At 44.0% G+C, this 18,751-nt stretch carries 15 protein-coding genes; 8 read left to right on the top strand and 7 right to left on the bottom strand.

Features of this window, described 5'->3' with window-relative positions; genetic code table 11:
• Positions 1-55: 55 nt before the first annotated feature.
• On the bottom strand, positions 56-3,229 hold the full coding sequence (locus A136_RS18955) for an HD domain-containing phosphohydrolase (protein ID WP_017063810.1): 3,174 nt from the start codon (positions 3,227-3,229) through the stop codon (positions 56-58).
• A 497-nt stretch (positions 3,230-3,726) separates the two neighbouring features.
• Between A136_RS18955 and A136_RS18950 the strand changes: the two genes are divergently transcribed.
• The 5 genes from A136_RS18950 to A136_RS18930 all read left to right on the top strand — a co-directional run bounded on the left by A136_RS18950 (position 3,727) and on the right by A136_RS18930 (position 8,338).
• A complete protein-coding gene (locus A136_RS18950; protein WP_017055247.1) occupies positions 3,727-4,698 on the top strand; it encodes a tripartite tricarboxylate transporter substrate binding protein in 972 nt (323 codons plus the stop codon).
• 245 nt (positions 4,699-4,943) lie between these two features.
• Positions 4,944-5,444: a tripartite tricarboxylate transporter TctB family protein gene (locus tag A136_RS18945; protein ID WP_017055246.1), complete on the top strand. Its 501-nt coding sequence runs from the start codon at positions 4,944-4,946 to the stop codon at positions 5,442-5,444.
• Positions 5,445-5,454: 10 nt separating this feature from the next.
• A complete protein-coding gene (locus A136_RS18940; RefSeq protein ID WP_017055245.1) occupies positions 5,455-6,975 on the top strand; it encodes a tripartite tricarboxylate transporter permease in 1,521 nt (506 codons plus the stop codon).
• Positions 6,976-7,166: 191 nt separating this feature from the next.
• On the top strand, positions 7,167-7,925 hold the full coding sequence (locus tag A136_RS18935; protein WP_017063809.1) for a sulfite exporter TauE/SafE family protein: 759 nt from the start codon (positions 7,167-7,169) through the stop codon (positions 7,923-7,925).
• A gap of 221 nt (positions 7,926-8,146) precedes the next feature.
• On the top strand, positions 8,147-8,338 hold the full coding sequence (locus tag A136_RS18930) for a hypothetical protein (RefSeq protein WP_017055243.1): 192 nt from the start codon (positions 8,147-8,149) through the stop codon (positions 8,336-8,338).
• Between the two features lie 94 nt (positions 8,339-8,432).
• Here A136_RS18930 and A136_RS18925 read toward each other — a convergent pair whose 3' ends face one another.
• The 6 genes from A136_RS18925 to A136_RS18900 all read right to left on the bottom strand — a co-directional run bounded on the left by A136_RS18925 (position 8,433) and on the right by A136_RS18900 (position 15,724).
• A complete protein-coding gene (locus tag A136_RS18925) occupies positions 8,433-8,846 on the bottom strand; it encodes a VF530 family DNA-binding protein (protein ID WP_017055242.1) in 414 nt (137 codons plus the stop codon).
• Positions 8,847-9,206: 360 nt separating this feature from the next.
• Positions 9,207-10,655, bottom strand: a complete 1,449-nt coding sequence (gnd, locus tag A136_RS18920; protein ID WP_017055241.1) for a decarboxylating NADP(+)-dependent phosphogluconate dehydrogenase — start codon at positions 10,653-10,655, stop codon at positions 9,207-9,209.
• Between the two features lie 28 nt (positions 10,656-10,683).
• The gene (pgl, locus tag A136_RS18915; RefSeq protein ID WP_017063808.1) at positions 10,684-11,400 is read right to left on the bottom strand and encodes a 6-phosphogluconolactonase; all 717 of its coding nucleotides are present in this window, start codon (positions 11,398-11,400) and stop codon (positions 10,684-10,686) included.
• Complete coding sequence (gene zwf, locus A136_RS18910) at positions 11,397-12,899, bottom strand: glucose-6-phosphate dehydrogenase (RefSeq protein ID WP_017055239.1); 1,503 nt, start codon at positions 12,897-12,899, stop codon at positions 11,397-11,399. The genes pgl and zwf overlap by 4 nt, the downstream gene beginning before the upstream one ends.
• A 410-nt stretch (positions 12,900-13,309) precedes the next feature.
• Positions 13,310-14,005: a response regulator gene (locus A136_RS18905; protein ID WP_017063807.1), complete on the bottom strand. Its 696-nt coding sequence runs from the start codon at positions 14,003-14,005 to the stop codon at positions 13,310-13,312.
• Between the two features lie 66 nt (positions 14,006-14,071).
• A complete protein-coding gene (locus A136_RS18900) occupies positions 14,072-15,724 on the bottom strand; it encodes an ATP-binding protein (protein WP_032546809.1) in 1,653 nt (550 codons plus the stop codon).
• A 618-nt stretch (positions 15,725-16,342) separates the two neighbouring features.
• Between A136_RS18900 and A136_RS18895 the strand changes: the two genes are divergently transcribed.
• The 3 genes from A136_RS18895 to A136_RS18885 form a co-directional block, all read left to right on the top strand.
• Complete coding sequence (locus A136_RS18895; RefSeq protein ID WP_009846577.1) at positions 16,343-16,570, top strand: hypothetical protein; 228 nt, start codon at positions 16,343-16,345, stop codon at positions 16,568-16,570.
• A gap of 215 nt (positions 16,571-16,785) precedes the next feature.
• Positions 16,786-18,225 (top strand): TolC family protein, encoded by a 1,440-nt coding sequence (locus tag A136_RS18890; protein WP_017063805.1) that lies wholly within the window; start codon positions 16,786-16,788, stop codon positions 18,223-18,225.
• Between the two features lie 3 nt (positions 18,226-18,228).
• On the top strand, positions 18,229-18,751 hold a 523-nt coding region (locus A136_RS18885; RefSeq protein WP_017063804.1), incomplete at its 3' end, for an HlyD family secretion protein.

Here is an 18,751-nt window from a genome sequence, read left to right as displayed (position 1 = left end):
GCGCACTCATGTGCGCCTTTCATTCATAGACCCCGTTCTAACAAGCCACCTTTACTCAAGCAATCTGACGAGTAACATCTAGGTATTTGCCGATATCAACGAAATCAATTTGTTCCGGCTTCAGATACTCTTCTGCATAACGCAGGTGAGTGCCGCTGGTTAAGAACAATCTAAACAGTTCGATATCGAGATGCTCGTCCAATGCCATTTTATACATGATGTCGACAGCAACACTGATTGGCTTAGCCTTCTTATAAGGCCTATCTGCAGCGGTTAATGCCTCAAAAATATCAGAGATCACCAGAATACGTTCTGGGATTGAGAGGTCATCACCAGTCAGCTTCCTTGGATACCCTGTACCTTTAAGTGTTTCATGGTGAGTTGAAGCGTAGCGAGGAACACGACTTAGCTCTTTCGGGAATGGCAGGTTCTCAAGCATCTTAATCGTGCCAAGCATGTGCTCGTTTATCTTAAATCTATCTTCAGCAGTCAATGTACCGCGTGCAATACTCAGATTGTAGACTTCGCCTAGGTTGTATAAGTGCTCAGGCACATCCATTTTAATTTGATGTTTCGGGTCAAATTCTAACGGCCTATCTCTTTTCACTATGTGCTCTGGCTTATCACTCAAAAGTGGTTCTGTGGCTGGTAAACTTGAACTCGGCTCTCGATTCATTGCCTCTATCGGTGATAGACCAAGTTGATCATCAAAGTTACGCGTCCAAGTCGTTTCAGCTATCAAGCGAATACGAGCAACTTTGTCATCACTCATGAATTCACCACCAACATTAGACGTCGCGATAAACTCAAAATCATCTTGTAGCTTCTGTTGCGCTTCAGCCAACTCTGTTTGGATTTGTTCGCTCGCTAGCTTGCCTTCAAGCTGTTTCGTTAATGCTATTATTTCAGCATCACGCCACAATACCTCAAATCGAGTTCTCACCTCGTGAATTCGGTTGTAGTTGGCCTCAAGCTTCGTACCTTTATCGACGATGTGTTCCGGCGTTGTTATTTTTCCGCAGTCATGCAACCAAGCCGCAATTCTAAACTCACGGCGCTCATCATCATTTTTAAACTCAAAATTTTTAAAATGATCAGATTGTGATTTCTCAGCCACGTCAGCTAGCATCAAACCTAGCTCTGGTACACGGTTACAGTGCCCAGCCGTATAAGGGGACTTGTCATCGATAGCTTGGGCGATAAGCTTGATAAACGACTCTACAAACGCCTCTTGCCTCTGTTCATGTCGTTTAAGCTCCATTGCCATTTCTTTTACAGCAACAGATAACTCCCACACTTCTTTAATACGAGTATTAAGCACAGCTACGTTGTCATAGTCACGCAACTTAACCTTGTGAGTCTCTTTCTCTAATTGGCGAATAGGACGTACTATCGGTGTACCAAAGACCCAAGCCACAGGCAAGGTTAAACTCATCAGTAAAATCGTTACACCAACAGAGGTTGCTAGACGCTTATTGACTGTACTGAAGACTTCAGATTCGGGAATCAATACCGCAAAATACTCAGAGTAGTGTTCGCCCGTGTCTATTTTCTTTAAATAGAGATGCTTGATCTCGCCATTCAACTCTACCCTTACCATACTGCCTTCAACCGTTGCTTCCTTAGTCAAATCATAAAGTTCAGTATAAGGAACCGTCGTATTCGTATTAAAGCCGGTATCATGCAGCCACTTTTTCGCTAAGGCATCAAGTTGTTCACCACTTAACTTACTGATAGCTTGATCAATGATTGGGAGCAATTGTTTATGCTTGCTCTGCAGCACCAAATGGAATTGGTTTGAGTAGTTCTGTTTTAGATCTTCTAGAGTCCCATTGACAACAAGGCCTGGCTGGAAAAACCTATCTAATGCAAACGAGAGTACGGGTTCTGCTTCTAAGAAAGCAAAGTTCTCTTCGCTTTCAATTGAATTAAATGCAGACTCTAGGTTTTCAAATTCAACTAAATCAATGTTCGGAAAATCCTCTCTCAACTTAGGAATAATTGACCACCCAGATAAAATGGCAACTTTTTTACCCTCAAGCTCGGCATAATTAGTGACAACCTTCGCGCCGACCCTTGTCACGATAGAAAATGGCAATTCATAAATTGGAGTCGTGTATAGGCCATCTATGCCATTATTTTTATAATGTTGAACCGATTGCAGGCCATCAATACTTCCTTCTTGAAACTTACTGACAAGTTCGCCCCAAGAGAAACCATTAACAAATTCAAACCTGATCCCTGTCATCTCACCAATCATTTTAAGAAGGTCTATCGCATAGCCGTTTGGTTTTCCCGCCACTGAAAAGTCCATCGGCCCCCAATCATTTTGATTAGACACTAACAGCGGAGGGGTATCGTTAATCAAGGCTTGCTGCTCAGACGATAGCATCAATGTTGATACATCAAACTCCGATTCCTGATTGTTAACCTTGAGGTTAGACGCAATAATATTACCCGATTTCGAATATAAGAAAGACTCAACCTTACTGTCTTCTGCTAAGCCAAGCGCCGTACCTGATAGTTTGCTAGCTAAAGAAGACAACACAATATCAATACCAATCACATGTTGAACTTCAGATTCGATTTTCGAATCAAACGCTAAAGAATAAGTTTGCCCGGTAATTTGTAAATGCTGGAAAAGATATGGCTGAGTTTTTTCGACCGACTGAACATTGGCAGAAACATACCAAGGCCTGGTTGTTGGAAGGTAGTTGCTCTGCTCCGTAGTTGAGTTTCTTAGCGTAAACTCTTGGTCAAAATATTTCGTCGTACGGACGCGCTCCTCCCCTATATTATGAATCTCAACCACAACCCAACGGTCTTTTTGTTGTGCACCGATTTTTTCTCTAACGACAGGGGCAGATTCTAGATTAATAATTTGGAAGAAGTTTTCATTAGATGAGCCAATGTAAATACTATAAAAGAGAGGGTTATCTTTAATTGCTTCTGAAAGAATACTACGCGACTCTTCTTTCGATATTTTGTTACTTATAGAACGTTTCACTGAAGAAAGTAAACGCGCCGTATTGGCTGCGTCAGAATCAACCGCGCCGATATAGTTACTCAGCTCTTGGGACACCATCGTCAACTTTGATAGGGTATTCTCAGTCGCCATTTTTTTACTGAAGTAATATTGCAGTGAAACCGCAACAACAGCGGTAAGAAATGTCGCGAGTAAAAACATTCCTCCAACAGTAAATCGTAACGAAATTTTTTTTAATGCCATTATTTCATCCTTGAATAATCGCCAACTCCAAAGTTAACAGCCTAGCGCAATCAATACCGCTTAAGTTGCATATCAACTATAGTAACTCTATTCCACATCTAAAATCTAACACCTCTATACACCTGACTCTTTTGCAGAAATAGTTATCGTAGTCACATCTAACAATATAGACCAACAACCAATGCACTCGAGTAGAAAACGCTAGTTAAATCCAACCTTTGTCAATGAATTCAATCATTCTGAGACAATAACTACGATTTTAGAATCCAGATATCATTCAACAGTAAATGGACAAAAACACGTTACCGTGAACTTTATGAACAATATTAATCCAATGTTCCTTATTCTCAATATCGCCGCATTACAGACATTTCATTAACACACCGTTAACTTTAGCTTCATCTGCTAAGCAATATCCTACTCATCTGTTTAGTAGCTGGAAATAAAACATAAGTTTCTCTCCATTGAAGAGATCCCCTACATAAGGAACGTGAACCATGTTCAAGGCACTGAAACCTACTCTTGCGGCTTCTATCATCGCAGCAACCTTTTCTTTCAACACTTTTGCTGCTGACGTAGAAAAAATCCACTTCCTAATCCCTGGCGGCGCTGGTGGCGGTTGGGATATGACAGCTCGTGGTACGGGTGATGTATTGGTGAAATCAGACATCGTAGAAAATGTCTCTTTCCAAAACCTTTCTGGTGGTGGTGGCGGTAAAGCGATTGCTCACCTAATCGAAACGGCTCAACGCCAAGAAGACACGCTAATGGTGAACTCAACGCCTATCGTTGTTCGTTCACTAACGGGGATCTTCCCACAATCTTTCCGTGACCTAACTCCTGTAGCTGCAACCATTGCCGATTACGGCGCAATCGTTGCGTCTGCAGATTCTAAGTACAACACGTGGGAAGACGTAGTAAAAGAATTCGAAACAAACCCTCGTAAAGTAAAAATTGCTGGCGGTTCAGCTCGTGGCAGCATGGACCACCTTGTGGTTGCTGCAGCGTTCAAAGGCGAAGGTTTTGATGCGAAGAAAGTGCGTTATATTGCCTACGATGCTGGTGGTAAAGCGATGGCGGCACTGCTTTCTGGCGAAACACAGCTTCTTTCAACGGGCCTTGGTGAAGTGCTAGAGATGTCTAAATCTGGCCAAGTAAAAGTGCTTGCTGTGACGGCGCCAAAGCGTCTTGACGCTGCGCCTAACATCCCAACACTGACTGAGTACGGCAACGAGACAGTATTTGCTAACTGGCGTGGTTTCTTTGCGGCACCGGGTACAAGCCAAGCGAAAATCGACGAGTGGAACGAAGCTCTTGGCAAAATGTACAAAACCGATGAGTGGCAAGTGGTTCGTGACCGTAACGGTTGGATCGACAACTACAAAGCAGATAAAGATTTCTACGCCTTCCTAGAAGACCAAGAAAAACAGATGGGCGATCTAATGCGTGAGCTTGGTTTCTTGAAGTAACCAACAACCAGAGAGGGTCTATGTGCCCTCTTACTCTTTCCTTGTTTCGCCGTACATGAGTTAACTTCAAACTCCTTTGTTTATTCGTAGACGTATTACTAACGCTTGCCGATTCGTTGTAAACGCAAGTGGCTGATAAACCAGTACCGTAATTCGCTTACCTTTGGTTAGTGATCCCAGACATTTCATTGACTCGCTCATGTACGGCTTTTTTACTTTTCTACACCACCCAAATGGAGTTGGATATGTCGGACTTACCAACCAAATTTTTCAGTAAGGAATCTTTGCTTTCAGGCGATCGTCTCGGAGCTTTGATCTTTATGCTGGCGTGCTTGTGCTACGGCTATCAAACCACCCTCATTCCGCTGTTTCCCGGTGATGAATATGAACCCTTTACCGCGAGAACACTGCCTACCCTGCTGGCTTTCATCGGTATCGGGTTATCGTTGATTTTGCTTGTCACTGGAGAACCAAACAAGAAAGTCAAATGTGAAACAACGCCGCTGAACTGGAAACTGCTGATTGGCTTCTTGGTGTTAATGGCACTGTACGGTGTTGGATTAACGTATCTTGGCTTTGTTTTAGCTACAAGCTTCTTCTTATTAGCGGGCTTCTACCTATTGGGTGAGCGTCGTAAATCTATCTTGTTTGGCGCGTCGTTTCCTTTCGTTATCGCGTTCTTTCTTCTTTTAACTCAAGGCTTAGATATCTACCTAGAGCCTGGTTTAATCTTCACTCTTTGGTAGGGATAGCATTATGTTAGACGGAATTTTACAAGGACTTTCTACCGCTGTGATGCCAATGAACATCATGATGGTAATCGTGGGCTGTTTCGTAGGTACCTTCATCGGGATGCTTCCGGGGTTAGGTCCAATCTCAGCCATTGCTCTGATGATCCCTATCACTTACGGCCTAGACCCATCTTCTGGTCTTATTTTGATGGCCGGTGTTTACTACGGTGCGGTATTTGGTGGTTCAACATCATCAATCTTAATTAATGCTCCGGGTTGTTCTTCAACGGTAGTAACCGCGTTTGACGGCTACCCGATGGCTCAAAAAGGCCAAGCGGGTAAAGCTCTTGCACTCGCGGCTTACTCTTCTTTCACAGGCGGTACGCTTTCAGCAATCATGCTTTTGATTGCCGCACCGGCTCTAGCAAGCGTGTCATTGAGCTTCCAATCTTCAGACTACTTTGCATTGATGCTATTAGGCTTATCCGCTGTAGCGGCGTTTGCAGGCCCAGGTCAGGTAATCAAAGCGTGGATGATGACCATTCTTGGTTTAATGCTATCAACTGTTGGTATCGACAAAGGCGTTGGCGTTGAACGTTTCACTTTTGGCCTAACGGATCTGATGGATGGCTTCAGCTTCCTATTATTAGCGATGGCAACATTCGCACTGGGTGAAACCTTGATGGGTATTCTAAAACCAGAACAAGACACCAGCGCAGAAGAAAGCCAAAAGATGGCCGATATTGGTAGCATGAAGGTCACCAAAGAAGAGTTCAAAGAAGTAGCGCCAGTTTCGATCCGCTCTTCTATTCTCGGTTTCTTTACCGGTGTTCTACCGGGCGCAGGCGCGACTATCGCAGCTTTCTTAAGCTACGGCATGGAGCGTAGTCTAGCGCCAAAAGACAAGCAGAAAGAGTTCGGTAAAGGCAGTATCCGTGGTCTTGTTGCTCCTGAATCAGCAAACAACGCAGCTTCAAGTGGCTCATTCGTTCCGCTACTGACGCTAGGTATTCCGGGATCTGGTACCACTGCAATCATGCTAGGTGCATTGATCGCTTACGGCATCCAACCGGGCCCTCGCCTGTTCGTTGAACACCCAGACGTATTCTGGTCGGTGATTATCTCTATGTACTTTGGCAACATTGTATTGGTTATTCTGAACCTGCCTTTAATCCCTTATATTTCTAAACTGCTAGCGGTACCTAGAACGGTTCTACTGCCAATGATTATCTTCTTTTCAATCACTGGTGTGTACTTGGTGTCATTCAACACGATGGATGTGTTTGTGATGCTAATTGTGGCGATGGCAGCGATAGCGTTGAGGCTAGCCAACTTCCCACTGGCGCCATTACTACTTGGCTTTATCTTAGGTGGTTTGATGGAAGAAAACTTAAGACGCGCACTGATGATCAGCGATGGTGAGCTAAGCTTCCTTTGGGAGCGTCCTATCACCATGACATTCACTATCTTGGCTGTATTGGTTCTTGCTAGTCCGATTCTGGTTAAGCTGTTCAAGAGCTTTAGAACAAAACCAGTAGAAGTGTAAAGCTTTACCGAATCAACTAAACCTCAACGAAAGGAGCCATTGGCTCCTTTTTTCATTTAGAGCCTCAATTCGAACCAACGGTTAAAGATGGTAGCAAACTCACAAACCTATCTTTACAACACACATGGCGCTGATATTCATAACAAATTCAAGTAAGGTAACCAATTAGTTAACGTATTGGATTCTAAACTATGGATTGGTTGATTCTATTCTTGTCAGGCGTGATTGGCGGTGTGCTTAACTCCATTGCGGGTGGCGGCAGCTTTATCACCTTCCCTGCTCTATTGTTTGCTGGCGTTCCACCAATAGCAGCCAACGCGACCAATACCTTTGCTTCGTGTGCCGGATACATTAGCGGAGCCTACGCTCTGCGCCACGAAATTCAATCTGGTACCAAGCAGCTAAAACTGACCATTGCTTTATGTGTCATTGGCGGTGGTATCGGGGCTTTCTTGCTACTTCACACACCAGAAGCTCTGTTCACTCAATCCGTTCCTTGGCTGTTGCTGTTTGCAGCTTTGCTATTCACGTTTGGCGGCACGCTCAATAAATGGTTAAAGCAAGCCACAGCAAAACATAAGCATGCCACCAGCGCAGGTGCATTCTTTTCCGCTTTATTGCTTTTGATTGTTTGTATCTACGGTGGTTATTTTAATGCAGGTTTGGGCATTGTGACATTGAGCTACTTGGCGCTGGCTGGTTACACCAATATCAACGTCATGAATGGCATCAAACTGCTCGTGTCCGCGTGTGCTTCCCTCGCAGCGATCGTATTTTTTATCGTGAATGGCTCTATTGATTGGCCGTCAGGCATGGCCGTTTTGATGGGGACCTTGGTTGGTGGCTATTACTCAGCAAAAATCTCTCGCCGCATCCCACAACAATATGTTCGTAACACAGTGATCATCGCGAGTTTCTTAATCACCGCATATTTCTTTTATTCAAGTTAATTGGGGTTCAAACATTACATAGACTAAACAGAGGTCACCGGTAAAAATGACATCTGAGTTTATCTTTCACTACTTTATAGCTCATAAAACAACCACGCAATAATATGTGAAGAGAGTCTGCCAATTAGCAAATTTGAGAATAATTTAGACTCTTTTTAGCCTTTATTTTACTGAGAATGGGATAATTCTTATGTGGTACGTGATACTTCATAGGAGACGTTATGAACATTAAACTCGGTCATGTCATGTCATCAAGTCGCCTCATCTGCTTTGTCGCTTTTCTCACAGCAACATTCGCATGGATCTTAAATATGCCAGCTCTGTTTTCCGTGTCAGCACTATTTTTGATTATCAGTGCGATCGTTTATATCGCCGATCTTTGCAAGAATAAAAAGAAGAGACGCGATCGGTAATCTTCACGGTTTCAAATTTAACTCATAAAAAAGGAGCACTTAGGCTCCTAATATATTCTGTGCTCATCACGTCGTCGAACTAGCGACGTCCGCTCTAACGGCGAAAGTTACGACCGTTGCCACCTCGGCGCTCTTTGAAAGCAGACGCGGCTTTAGCTTGTGACGCTTGAATAGACTCAACCGTCAACTCCATTGGTTCACGAGGTTCTAAACCGTGACGGAACGTACGTGAACGTGGTGGCATCTGATATTCGATATCAGACGCTTTAGGCATACGCTTAAAACGGTACAGGTAAAAGTTTTCTACCTTCTCACGAGCCCATTCTGTCTTCTTTAAATATTTAACAGCACTTGCTACCGTTGGTTTAGTGTTAAAGCAGTTCATGCGCATTGCCGCATCTAAAATTTCCCAACCATAATGATCGACTAATTCAGTGATCATGGTTTCAAGCTTTAAGCCGTGCAATGGGTTATTTTGTTGCAGTTCGATTCTTTCTTCTTCAGTCATAACATTACCTTTTTCAAGGCAACTAAAGGCCTTGAATTTACTCTAGAACACCGTCATCACTGACCATTTCTAGCTCAATCACTTGGGCATTACATCCATTGCCCTTATTTATGCCTTTATGATGGCATAAAGCATGCTCGTTATCCTATTTATCTTTAAAATTAATTTCGAATTGGTCATTTAACATTCGGGGTATCATCAACGGCCCTGCATCTCGGGTGTCTTCTTCGGTTCCGAAACCTCACCATTCAAATTAACAAAAATGCTCAAGCAACAAAAAAGGATGCCGATTAGCATCCTTTTGTTTTCTCTGTATCGCTGATAAGAACAATATTGTTCTTAACTGAATCTAACTAACGATTATACGTCGTAAGTTGTAGAAGCAGTATCGCCGCCTGTACCAGTCCAGTTTGTGTGGAAGAATTCACCACGTGGACGGTCAGTACGCTCGTAAGTGTGAGCACCGAAGTAGTCACGTTGAGCTTGTAGAAGGTTCGCAGGAAGACGGGCTGTAGTGTAGCCATCTAGGAACGTTAGTGCAGAAGTCATACATGGCATTGGGATGCCAGATTCCATAGACTTAGCTGCAACTTTACGCCAAGCGCTCATGCAGTTGTCTAGGATACCTTTGAAGTAGGCATCTGAACCTAGGAAAGCGATCTCTGGGTTCGCTTCGTAAGCATCACGAATGTTGCCTAGGAATGCAGAACGGATGATACAACCGCCACGCCACATAAGTGCAACGTTACCGTAGTTTAAATCCCAGCCGTTTTCGTTCGACGCCTCACGCATTAGCATGAAACCTTGAGCGTAAGAGATGATCTTAGAAGCCAGTAGAGCCTGACGAATTGCATCAACCCACTCTTGCTTGTCACCTTCAACTGGAGCAACCGTCTTGCCGAACAGTTTCTCAGCTTCAACACGTTGGTCTTTAAGTGCAGACAGGCAACGAGAGAATACAGACTCAGTGATTAGAGTCAGTGGGATACCCATGTCTAGTGCATTGATACCTGTCCATTTACCTGTGCCTTTTTGGCCAGCAGTGTCTAGGATCTTCTCAACTAGCGCTTCACCGTCTTCATCTTTATAGCCAAGGATGTCAGCAGTGATTTCTACTAGGTAGCTGTCTAGCTCAGTTTTGTTCCAGTCAGCAAATACAGCCTGCATTTCGTCGTGGTTCATACCTAGGCCGTCTTTCATGAACTGGTATGCTTCAGTGATAAGCTGCATGTCACCGTATTCGATGCCATTGTGAACCATCTTAACGAAGTGACCAGCACCGTCGTTACCAACCCAATCACAACAAGGCTCACCCGCGTCAGTTTTCGCGGAAATACCTTGGAAGATAGGCTTAACCGCTTCCCAAGCTTCAGGAGAGCCGCCTGGCATAATTGAAGGACCGAAACGAGCACCTTCTTCACCACCAGAAACGCCAGTACCGATGAAGTGGATGCCTTTCTCACGAAGAGCAGCAACACGACGGTTAGTGTCTGGGAAGTTAGTGTTACCGCCATCAATGATGATGTCGCCTTTGTCTAGAAGTGGTACAAGCTTGTCGATGAACGTATCTACAACGTCACCAGCACGAACCATAAGCATCACTTTACGTGGCGCTTCTAGCTTCTCAACTAGCTCTTCTAGAGAGTAAGCACCAACAATGTTAGTACCTTTTGCTGGGCCTTCTAGGAACTCGTCTACTTTAGCAGCAGTACGGTTATGAGCCACAACTTTGAAGCCGTGGTCGTTCATGTTTAGGATAAGGTTCTGACCCATTACTGCTAGGCCAATTACACCGATATCACCTTTCATTATTTTATCTCCTTGCGGCTATTCGCACTTATGCGATAGCACTTGCTGCACTTGAATCTAGGAACCACTCTGTTTCGCCAGCTTTAGACTGGATTTTCGCTGCCGGATAAGGCAATTCTGAAGCAGGAGTTGTATGAATTTCTTTAACGATCTCAACTTTACCTGCACCCAGTACTAGGAAACTGATTCGTTTTGCTGCTTCTAAAACTTTTGCCGTTTTAGAAACTCGGGTTTGACCGGACTCAGGATGAGAAGCTAATAGAGAGAGTCTCTCGTCTTGGTAATCAGTTACACCCGGAAATAGCGAAGCTGTGTGGCCATCGGCACCAACACCTAACAGAATCCAATCGAAAATAGGCGTGCCGTTTTCACAAGGAATCACATCAGCCATTTCTTTAGCAAAGCGCTCGGCTTCAGCGTTAGGCTCATCTTCACCACGGATGCGGTGGATATTCTCTGCCGGAAGGTTCACGTTCGAAAACAGTAACGCATTCGCTTCACCGAAGTTGCTTTCAGCGTCATCTGGTGCCACGCAACGTTCATCGCCCCACCAAAAATGAAGGTTATTCCATTGAATACCTTCTGCGTATGGTGCTTGAGCTAACAGCTTAAAGAGCATTTTTGGCGTGCTGCCGCCCGACAATGAAATATGAACAGGTCTGCCCTGTTCACTGTAAGCTTTCATTTCGTTTGCTAGGTTTTCAACGACCAATTCTGGCGTTGCAAAGATCTTGTGATTGATCATAATTCGCAGTAATCCGTGTCTGTTAAGTTTTTGCATGGGAAACGCCATGCTCGGCCATCACGTTGCAGAAGCTCATCCGCCTCCTGTGGGCCCCAAGTACCACAAGCATAGCCAAACAGTGCTTGAGGATCTTGTTTGAAGTCTAAGATTGGTTGAACGTATTTCCAACATGCTTCTACCGCATCAGTACGTGCAAACAGAGTTGCGTCACCGTTTAACGCATCAAGAAGCAGACGCTCATAAGCCGTTAGCATTTGAGTTTCAGGCAAGTCAGAGTAAGAGAAGTTCATCTTGACTTCTTTTGCCTTAAAGCCTGCACCAGGTTCTTTCAAACCAAAGCTCATCTGGATACCTTCATCCGGTTGGATACGGATAATCAGTTTGTTCTCTGGTGCATCTTGGCCAAATACTGGATGTGGTGTGTTCTTAAAGTGAATCACGATTTCAGTTACACGTGTAGGTAAACGTTTACCAGTACGTACGTAGAAAGGAACACCATTCCAACGCCAGTTATTGATGTGAGCTTTCAAGCCGATGTAAGTTTCAGTACGAGAGTCATCCGCAACACCTGGTTCTTCACGATAACCTAACAATTGCTGGCCGCGAACGTCTGATGCTGTGTATTGACCTAGGACCAAGTCTTTACGCAGATCATCTTCTTCTAGTGGTTTTAGACACTGAAGGACTTTAACCACTTCGTCACGAATAGAATCCGCATTGATTTGAGCTGGCGGCTCCATGCCTACCATTGCTAGTACTTGTAGCAGATGGTTTTGGAACATGTCGCGCACAGCCCCAGAGCTGTCGTAGTATCCGCCACGTTCTTCAACGCCTAGGAACTCAGCACCCGTGATTTCAACGTAATCAATGAAATTACGATTCCACAGTGGTTCAAACATCGCGTTTGAGAAACGAAGCACTAGAAGGTTTTGTACCGTTTCTTTACCAAGGTAATGGTCGATACGGTAGATCTGGTGTTCTTGGAAGTGATGATGGATCTCTTCATCCAACGCCTGAGCAGATGCTAGGTCGTAACCAAATGGCTTCTCAATGATAAGACGACGCCAGCCGTTCTTCTCATCGTTCAGGCCATGCGCAGCAAGGTTTGCTGGGATCACACCATATAAACTTGGCGGCGTTGCCAAATAGAACAGTGTGTTATGGTTTTCGAATTGGTAGTCTTGCTCAAGATTATCTAGACGTTGTGCTAAACGAGCGTAGTCGTCTACATCTGAAGTGTTGATCGCCTGGTAATGCAAATGCTCAATGAATGCATTTAGCGTCTCTGGTTCAGTTTTTTCCATTTCCTGAAGAGACTTCTTCAGCTTCTCACGGTAAGACTCGTCGCTGTACTCAGTACGGCTCACTCCAAGAATCGCAAAGGATTCAGGAAGTTGATTGCTAGCATACAGGTGGTATAAAGCAGGAATTAACTTACGATAAGTTAGATCTCCCGACGCACCAAAAATAACGATGCTGCTGTTTTCAGGTATTACCATCATCTTTCCTATAAAAACAAGGTTTTTAGTATTCGCCAAAGGTATCAGCGACATACAAAAATAGATAATAGGTCTTAACTATTACATCAATAGTAAGCGCCTATTAAATTTGAGAATGCGTTTGGTAAACGAGGGTGAAAGCTATCACCTCTATTCGGGACAGTATTGTCTATGACTATTTGATTTACATCAACCACTGTGAAAGCAATCGATTAAATATTGACTCATTTCGAACAAATTCTAATCGATAGTTCCGTTCATTTGACCCGAGGGAGAAGCAAATCGGCATTCTCAAACAGTGTAGTCAAGAAAGAACGGTATCTGGTCGGTGGAGTGAGCAATAGGAAAGGGAGAAAAAGGTAAAACCAGCTTATTCAACTGGCTTTATATTTATTTTGATGGTGTCGTGTTTATCTTTGCGCTTTGTTGTAGCAGCGCTCCGGGCGACCTACGGTACCGTAATTTAAGTCTGCGACTAACTCACCAGTGGTAATCAAAAATTCTAAATAGCGTCTGGCGGTGGTTCGGCTAGCACCAATTCGTTCTCCGGCTTCATCGGCGGTAATATTAACGGCATCAGCTTGCTGAAAAATGGCTCTGATCTTATCCAACGTTACGCCATCAATGCCTTTGGGTAAGGTGGATACTTTTCCAGAGTCCGCTTTGGCATTGGCTTGCAGCATCTTATCAACCAAACCTTGATTCAAATCCGACACACTTTCAAACTCTTGTTGTTGAGATTGATACTTTTTCAGTGCCGCTTCCAAACGAGGGAACATTACTGGTTTCAATAGATAATCGACCACCCCACCACGCATTGCTTGCTGCAGCGTATCGACATCCCGAGCAGCAGTAATCAAGATAACGTCGCAGCCTTGATTGCTCCCTCTTACGTGATTAAGAATATCGAGCCCACACCCGTCCGGCAGATACACATCCAATAACACCAAATCAGGTTTTAAGATGTCCAGTTGCATGAGCGCTTCAGACTGTGTGGTGGCAATGCCGACCACGTCAAAGCCACCCATCTGTTCTAAATAACGATGGTGTAGCTCTGCAATCGCAATATCATCTTCAATGACCATGACTCTCGTGATTGCGTTCATTTATGTTCTTCCTTTAACCATGCTTTTTCCGTCACGATGATCTTCGCAAGATCGTTTCGTGCTTAATTATTGTTCTTCTTTTGGCAGATAAACCGTCATTCGCGTGCCAAAATCGTGGTTGTCGACCATTTCAAGCTGCCCTTGATATCGGTCTGCCAGCTGCTTTATCAGATACAAACCCACACCACGATTTTGCTTCGCTTTGCTCGATACGCCTTTTTCGGTGAGTGCTTTGGTCGCCAACTCTTTCGGCAAACCGCACCCTTTGTCTTCTACTTCTACGATAATTTCATTACCAAAATCACTGATTGAAACTTCAATAACCCGACGCGCTGGCGCAATTTGACCCTCTTGCTTAATCGCCGTCATGGTGGCGTCAAAGGCGTTATCAATCAGGTTGCCAAGAATTGTGACAACGTCACCCGCGTTTAACCAGCTAGGCAGAGCTTCAAGCCTTGATCCCTCTTCCACTTTAAGCTCTAACCCAATCTCTCGAGCTCGCTCTGTTTTGCCTAAAAGCATGCCTGCAATAAGAGGGTCTTTCACCGTCTCTCTTAAGAACTCAATTAAGCTCTGGTAATGAGCGGTTTCTTGACCAATCAATTGTTGAACAGAATCCAACTCGCCCATCTGAATCAAGCCACTAATAGTGTTAAGCTTGTTTTGATGCTCGTGGGTTTGTGAACGCAGTAGATCAGCATATTCTTTGGTTTGTGAGAGCTGGTCTGTTAAATCGTTGATTTCATCTCGTAATCGGAAACTCGATACCGCCCCGACCACCTCACCTGCCACTATAATCGGGCTTCGGTTAGCAATGATTCGCTTATTGTTTAAATACAACTCAACATCGTGGTCGGTGTCGCCGGTTGATAGCAGTTGTTCTAAATCACTGCCTGGCAATACATCAGAAAGGCGCTGTTGATTGAGTGCTTTATCCCTGTCTATCGATAAAATATCGCAGGCACTCTTATTAATTGAACGTAAAATGCCGTGCTTATCGATGCTCAGAATGCCCTCTTTCACGGTACTCATGGTTACATCTAGCTCAACATACAACCGGCCTATCTCTTCAGGCTCAAAGCCCAAAATAGCGCGTTGAAAACGGCGAGATACATAACTCGAAATCAAAGCGTTGACCGCAACCACCAGCAACGCCATCACAATCAAAAAGGCTAAGTAAGGTTCGATTCGATCTTGCAACGAATCCAATAAGTAACCAACTGACACCACACCAATAACGGTACCTTGGGTGTCTTTTACCGCGGATTTACCACGAACTGAAAAACCCAGCGATCCTTTGGCTGTCGACACATAAGACTCGCCCAATACCAATGCTTTTTGGTTATCGCCACCACGCATGGGTTTGCCGAGCCTGTCATCGTAAGGGTGAATCAGGCGGATACCTTTATCATCTCCAACAACGATAAACGCCGCGCCAATGAGCTGAGTAAGGTTACGAAATTTAACTTGGGTTTTTTCAGACAAAACGTAGGGAGCGCCATTAGGGTCCAACGTTCCATTTTCTTGAATAATGCTGGTGACAAGTGGCGATTCAGATAGAAATTCAGCAACACCTAACGCTTTCAAACCCATCTCTTGTTCTTGAGATTGTTTGATGTAGTAAAAACCAGCCGCTGCAAGAATCAAAAGTTCAACGAGGCCAGTGACCGTCATGATAATCAGTAACCTTTTACGGAAACTGATACTGCTCCATTTCATATTCCACCGTCCCTAGTGTTAGACGATCAATGTTAACACCAAGTTAATCGCATGACCTTTCTAGGGACGTGAATTTGTGACTGCTACTCAACTAAATAATTGAGCAGATTGTTAATTGATAATCCTTTACGTTGTTCATCTCGATTAATCGTTCATTTTTAGGACTGATTAGCTTAAAAACCAAAATAAACGAATAAATATTGAGCTAGATCACTAAGCTTTTAGGTGTTTTTTAGGTTGTTTAAAATAAATACAATTATAATGGTTGCATATGAAGAAGTTTATTGTTGCTAAGCCATAGGTCATGATTTTCAGACCGCGCTTTGAATCGAAACTTCGATTAACAAAATAGCAACAACCCTTCGCTCGCTGGACGTATCTATAACTAAAAATTGCACGCTCGCCGCTACGGTTGCTGAACAAACAGGTTATCTATCTAACCTCATTCACACATCCTTATTTACACTACTGGCCAGCATGACAATCAAGAGGCGCCTGATCAAATCAGCGCCCAATAATAAAACATTGATGAGCAGGAAGTATCGATCAGTGGCAACGTCCAATAGAAACAGGATAACAAACATAACGTATAAACATTGTTGAAAAGGAAACAAGGCAATGAAACGCGATAACTTTGGAATTTGTCTTACTAAGACTATGCTGTTCAAACACTTACAATCGACTTTTACTCACGTAAGAGCCTATGAGAAAGATGGCACCTCCCCACTCGATCTCAAGGTATTGTTAGCATTCCCGCAAATGTCAGGGAGAGATTTATTACAAACAATGCAAGGTTCAAGACAATTGGTATGGCGCGCCGATCACCATTGTCCTAGCTTTAAATAAGCCACTTCATTTTGTAAAAACACTTCTATACTGAACTTAAAGAGCACGCTTATGCGTGCTTTTTAAGTTTCATTTATCTTTGATATTCACGTCACTCAATCTTATTTACACTTGATTAACGAGTTATGAAAATTTCTATTCATATGAGACAATCTATTCAAGACAAATGACTATCGCCCTGTTAACATTAGAGTTAATACTCTAATTGGTATTTAATGCAGATGACCAAACCAAAATTCCGATACCTTGCGATCGCCAGTATGCTTCTCGGCACTATGGCTTCGCCAGGCTATGCAGCTCCGCTCACTTTTTCTGAAGCGTGGCAAATTCTCCAAGAGAACAACAACTCTCTTGCGGCTCAACAAGCCAACGTTGAACGTTATCAACACCTTCAGAACTCAACAAGTAGCCTCAATCTTCCTTCTATTACCTTAGGGGCTAACTACACGCACCTTGATAGTGATGTGACGATTAATGGTGAACAGTTTTCAGATAGCTTGAGTGGAGTAAACCCTGCTATATCCGCGATTTTGCGCCCTCTAGTTGGTGGCGTTACCTCAACGATTACCGAACAAGACATCTTTAGCTCTTCCATTCGTGCTGTGTGGCCTATCTTCACTGGTGGTCGAATAACCGCTGCGCAAAATGCGGCTGAAGGTAAAAGCGAAGAAGCGCAAAGCCAACTGTTGATGGAGAAACAAGCTCGCTACGAAGACTTAAGTAAGTATTACTTCTCGGTGATCTTAGCGGAAGACGTGGTGAGAACGCGTCAAGCCGTTGAAGCAGGCTTAACTCAGCATCGTGATTTCGCCATCAAGCTTGAACAGCAAGGACAAATCGCCCGAGTAGAACGCCTACAAGCCGATGCTTCTTTAGATAAAGCGATTGTAGAGCGCACGAAAGCTCAGAACGATCTTAAAATTGCGCAATTGGCGTTGACCCAAATCCTTGGTCAAAATGAAAGTGTAGAACCCTCTGAACAACTGTTTATCAATAAGAACCTGCCTCATATGGACGTGTTCATTGACCAGACACTCATGACCTACCCCGGCCTTAAGATTCTTGATGCAAAAGAGAAACAAGCAAGCAGCTTAATTAAAGCCGAGAAAGGTAAATACTACCCAGAGGTTTACCTTTATGGTGATTACAGCCTGTATGAAGATGACTCTCTAGCCAGTGAAATGAAACCCGATTGGTTGGTTGGCATTGGTGTGAATGTGCCACTGCTTGATACCTCTGGCCGTTCCGACAAAGTCGCTGCGGCTCACAGTGCCGTATCACAGGTTCAATTCCTTAAGTCACAAGCTAAGCAAGACTTAACCGTGTTGGTACAAAAGACTTACCTTGAAGCAAACCAAGCGATTGAAGAGGTTCAAGGCCTAAACTCGAGCTTGTCTTTAGCTCAGGAAAACCTATTACTTCGTAAAAAAGCCTTCACACAAGGGTTATCTAACTCATTAGAAGTGGTTGATGCCGAGCTTTATCTTGCGAGCATTAAAACCCAGCAATCTGCTGCTCGCTTCAAATACCTAATCTCTCTCAACAAGCTGTTAGCGCTAACCAGCGAAATGAATGCTTACTCCAGTTACTTAACCTCCTCTGTTCCGTCTGATTTCGACTCAAAAACAGACACCGTTAGCCAGTCAAAAGGATAATTCATGAAACCTATTAAGCCCCTTCTTCTATCTTTAGTTGGTATCGGCGTTATTGGCTGGGTCGGATACAGTTTCTATCAAGCTTATCAACCTCAGCCGGTTAAGCTTCAAGGTCAAATCGATGCGCAGCAATACAGCATCTCATCGAAAGTACCTGGCAGAATTGATGAAATATTCGTGCGCAAAGGCGATTCGGTTGAAAAAGGCGAATTGATCTTCTCTCTACTAAGCCCTGAGATTGATGCGAAGCTAGAGCAAGCAAAAGCTGGTCAGAAAGCCGCTGGTGCATTAGCACAAGAAGCAGAGAATGGCGCGCGTACTCAACAGATCCAAGCGGCTAAAGACCAATGGTTGAAAGCCAAAGCAGCTGCCGATCTGATGGACAAAACCTACCAACGTGTAAACAACCTTTACAACGATGGTGTGGTTGCCGAGCAGAAGCGTGATGAAGCCAAAACACAGTGGCAAGCGGCGAAGTACACCGAAAGCGCTGCATTCCAAATGTATCAATTAGCGCAAGAAGGTG

The organism is Vibrio crassostreae 9ZC13 (assembly GCF_000272045.2).
GTDB lineage: Bacteria > Pseudomonadota > Gammaproteobacteria > Enterobacterales > Vibrionaceae > Vibrio > Vibrio crassostreae_C.
Note: the sequence above shows the minus strand (reverse complement) of the source record. Positions and strands in the feature narration are given on the sequence as shown.

Excerpts from the sequence above, each read along its gene's own strand:
- A136_RS18930 (WP_017055243.1), top strand. The coding sequence starts at position 8,147 with ATGAACATTAAACTCGGTCATGTCATGTCATCAAGTCGCCTCATCTGC.
- A136_RS18945 (WP_017055246.1), top strand. The coding sequence starts at position 4,944 with ATGTCGGACTTACCAACCAAATTTTTCAGTAAGGAATCTTTGCTTTCA.
- A136_RS18955 (WP_017063810.1), bottom strand. The coding sequence starts at position 3,229 with ATGGCATTAAAAAAAATTTCGTTACGATTTACTGTTGGAGGAATGTTT.
- A136_RS18895 (WP_009846577.1), top strand. The coding sequence starts at position 16,343 with ATGAAACGCGATAACTTTGGAATTTGTCTTACTAAGACTATGCTGTTC.
- A136_RS18935 (WP_017063809.1), top strand. The coding sequence starts at position 7,167 with ATGGATTGGTTGATTCTATTCTTGTCAGGCGTGATTGGCGGTGTGCTT.
- A136_RS18940 (WP_017055245.1), top strand. The coding sequence starts at position 5,455 with ATGTTAGACGGAATTTTACAAGGACTTTCTACCGCTGTGATGCCAATG.
- zwf (WP_017055239.1), bottom strand. The coding sequence starts at position 12,899 with ATGGTAATACCTGAAAACAGCAGCATCGTTATTTTTGGTGCGTCGGGA.
- gnd (WP_017055241.1), bottom strand. The coding sequence starts at position 10,655 with ATGAAAGGTGATATCGGTGTAATTGGCCTAGCAGTAATGGGTCAGAAC.
- A136_RS18950 (WP_017055247.1), top strand. The coding sequence starts at position 3,727 with ATGTTCAAGGCACTGAAACCTACTCTTGCGGCTTCTATCATCGCAGCA.
- A136_RS18925 (WP_017055242.1), bottom strand. The coding sequence starts at position 8,846 with ATGACTGAAGAAGAAAGAATCGAACTGCAACAAAATAACCCATTGCAC.
- pgl (WP_017063808.1), bottom strand. The coding sequence starts at position 11,400 with ATGATCAATCACAAGATCTTTGCAACGCCAGAATTGGTCGTTGAAAAC.
- A136_RS18890 (WP_017063805.1), top strand. The coding sequence starts at position 16,786 with ATGCAGATGACCAAACCAAAATTCCGATACCTTGCGATCGCCAGTATG.
- A136_RS18905 (WP_017063807.1), bottom strand. The coding sequence starts at position 14,005 with ATGAACGCAATCACGAGAGTCATGGTCATTGAAGATGATATTGCGATT.
- A136_RS18900 (WP_032546809.1), bottom strand. The coding sequence starts at position 15,724 with ATGAAATGGAGCAGTATCAGTTTCCGTAAAAGGTTACTGATTATCATG.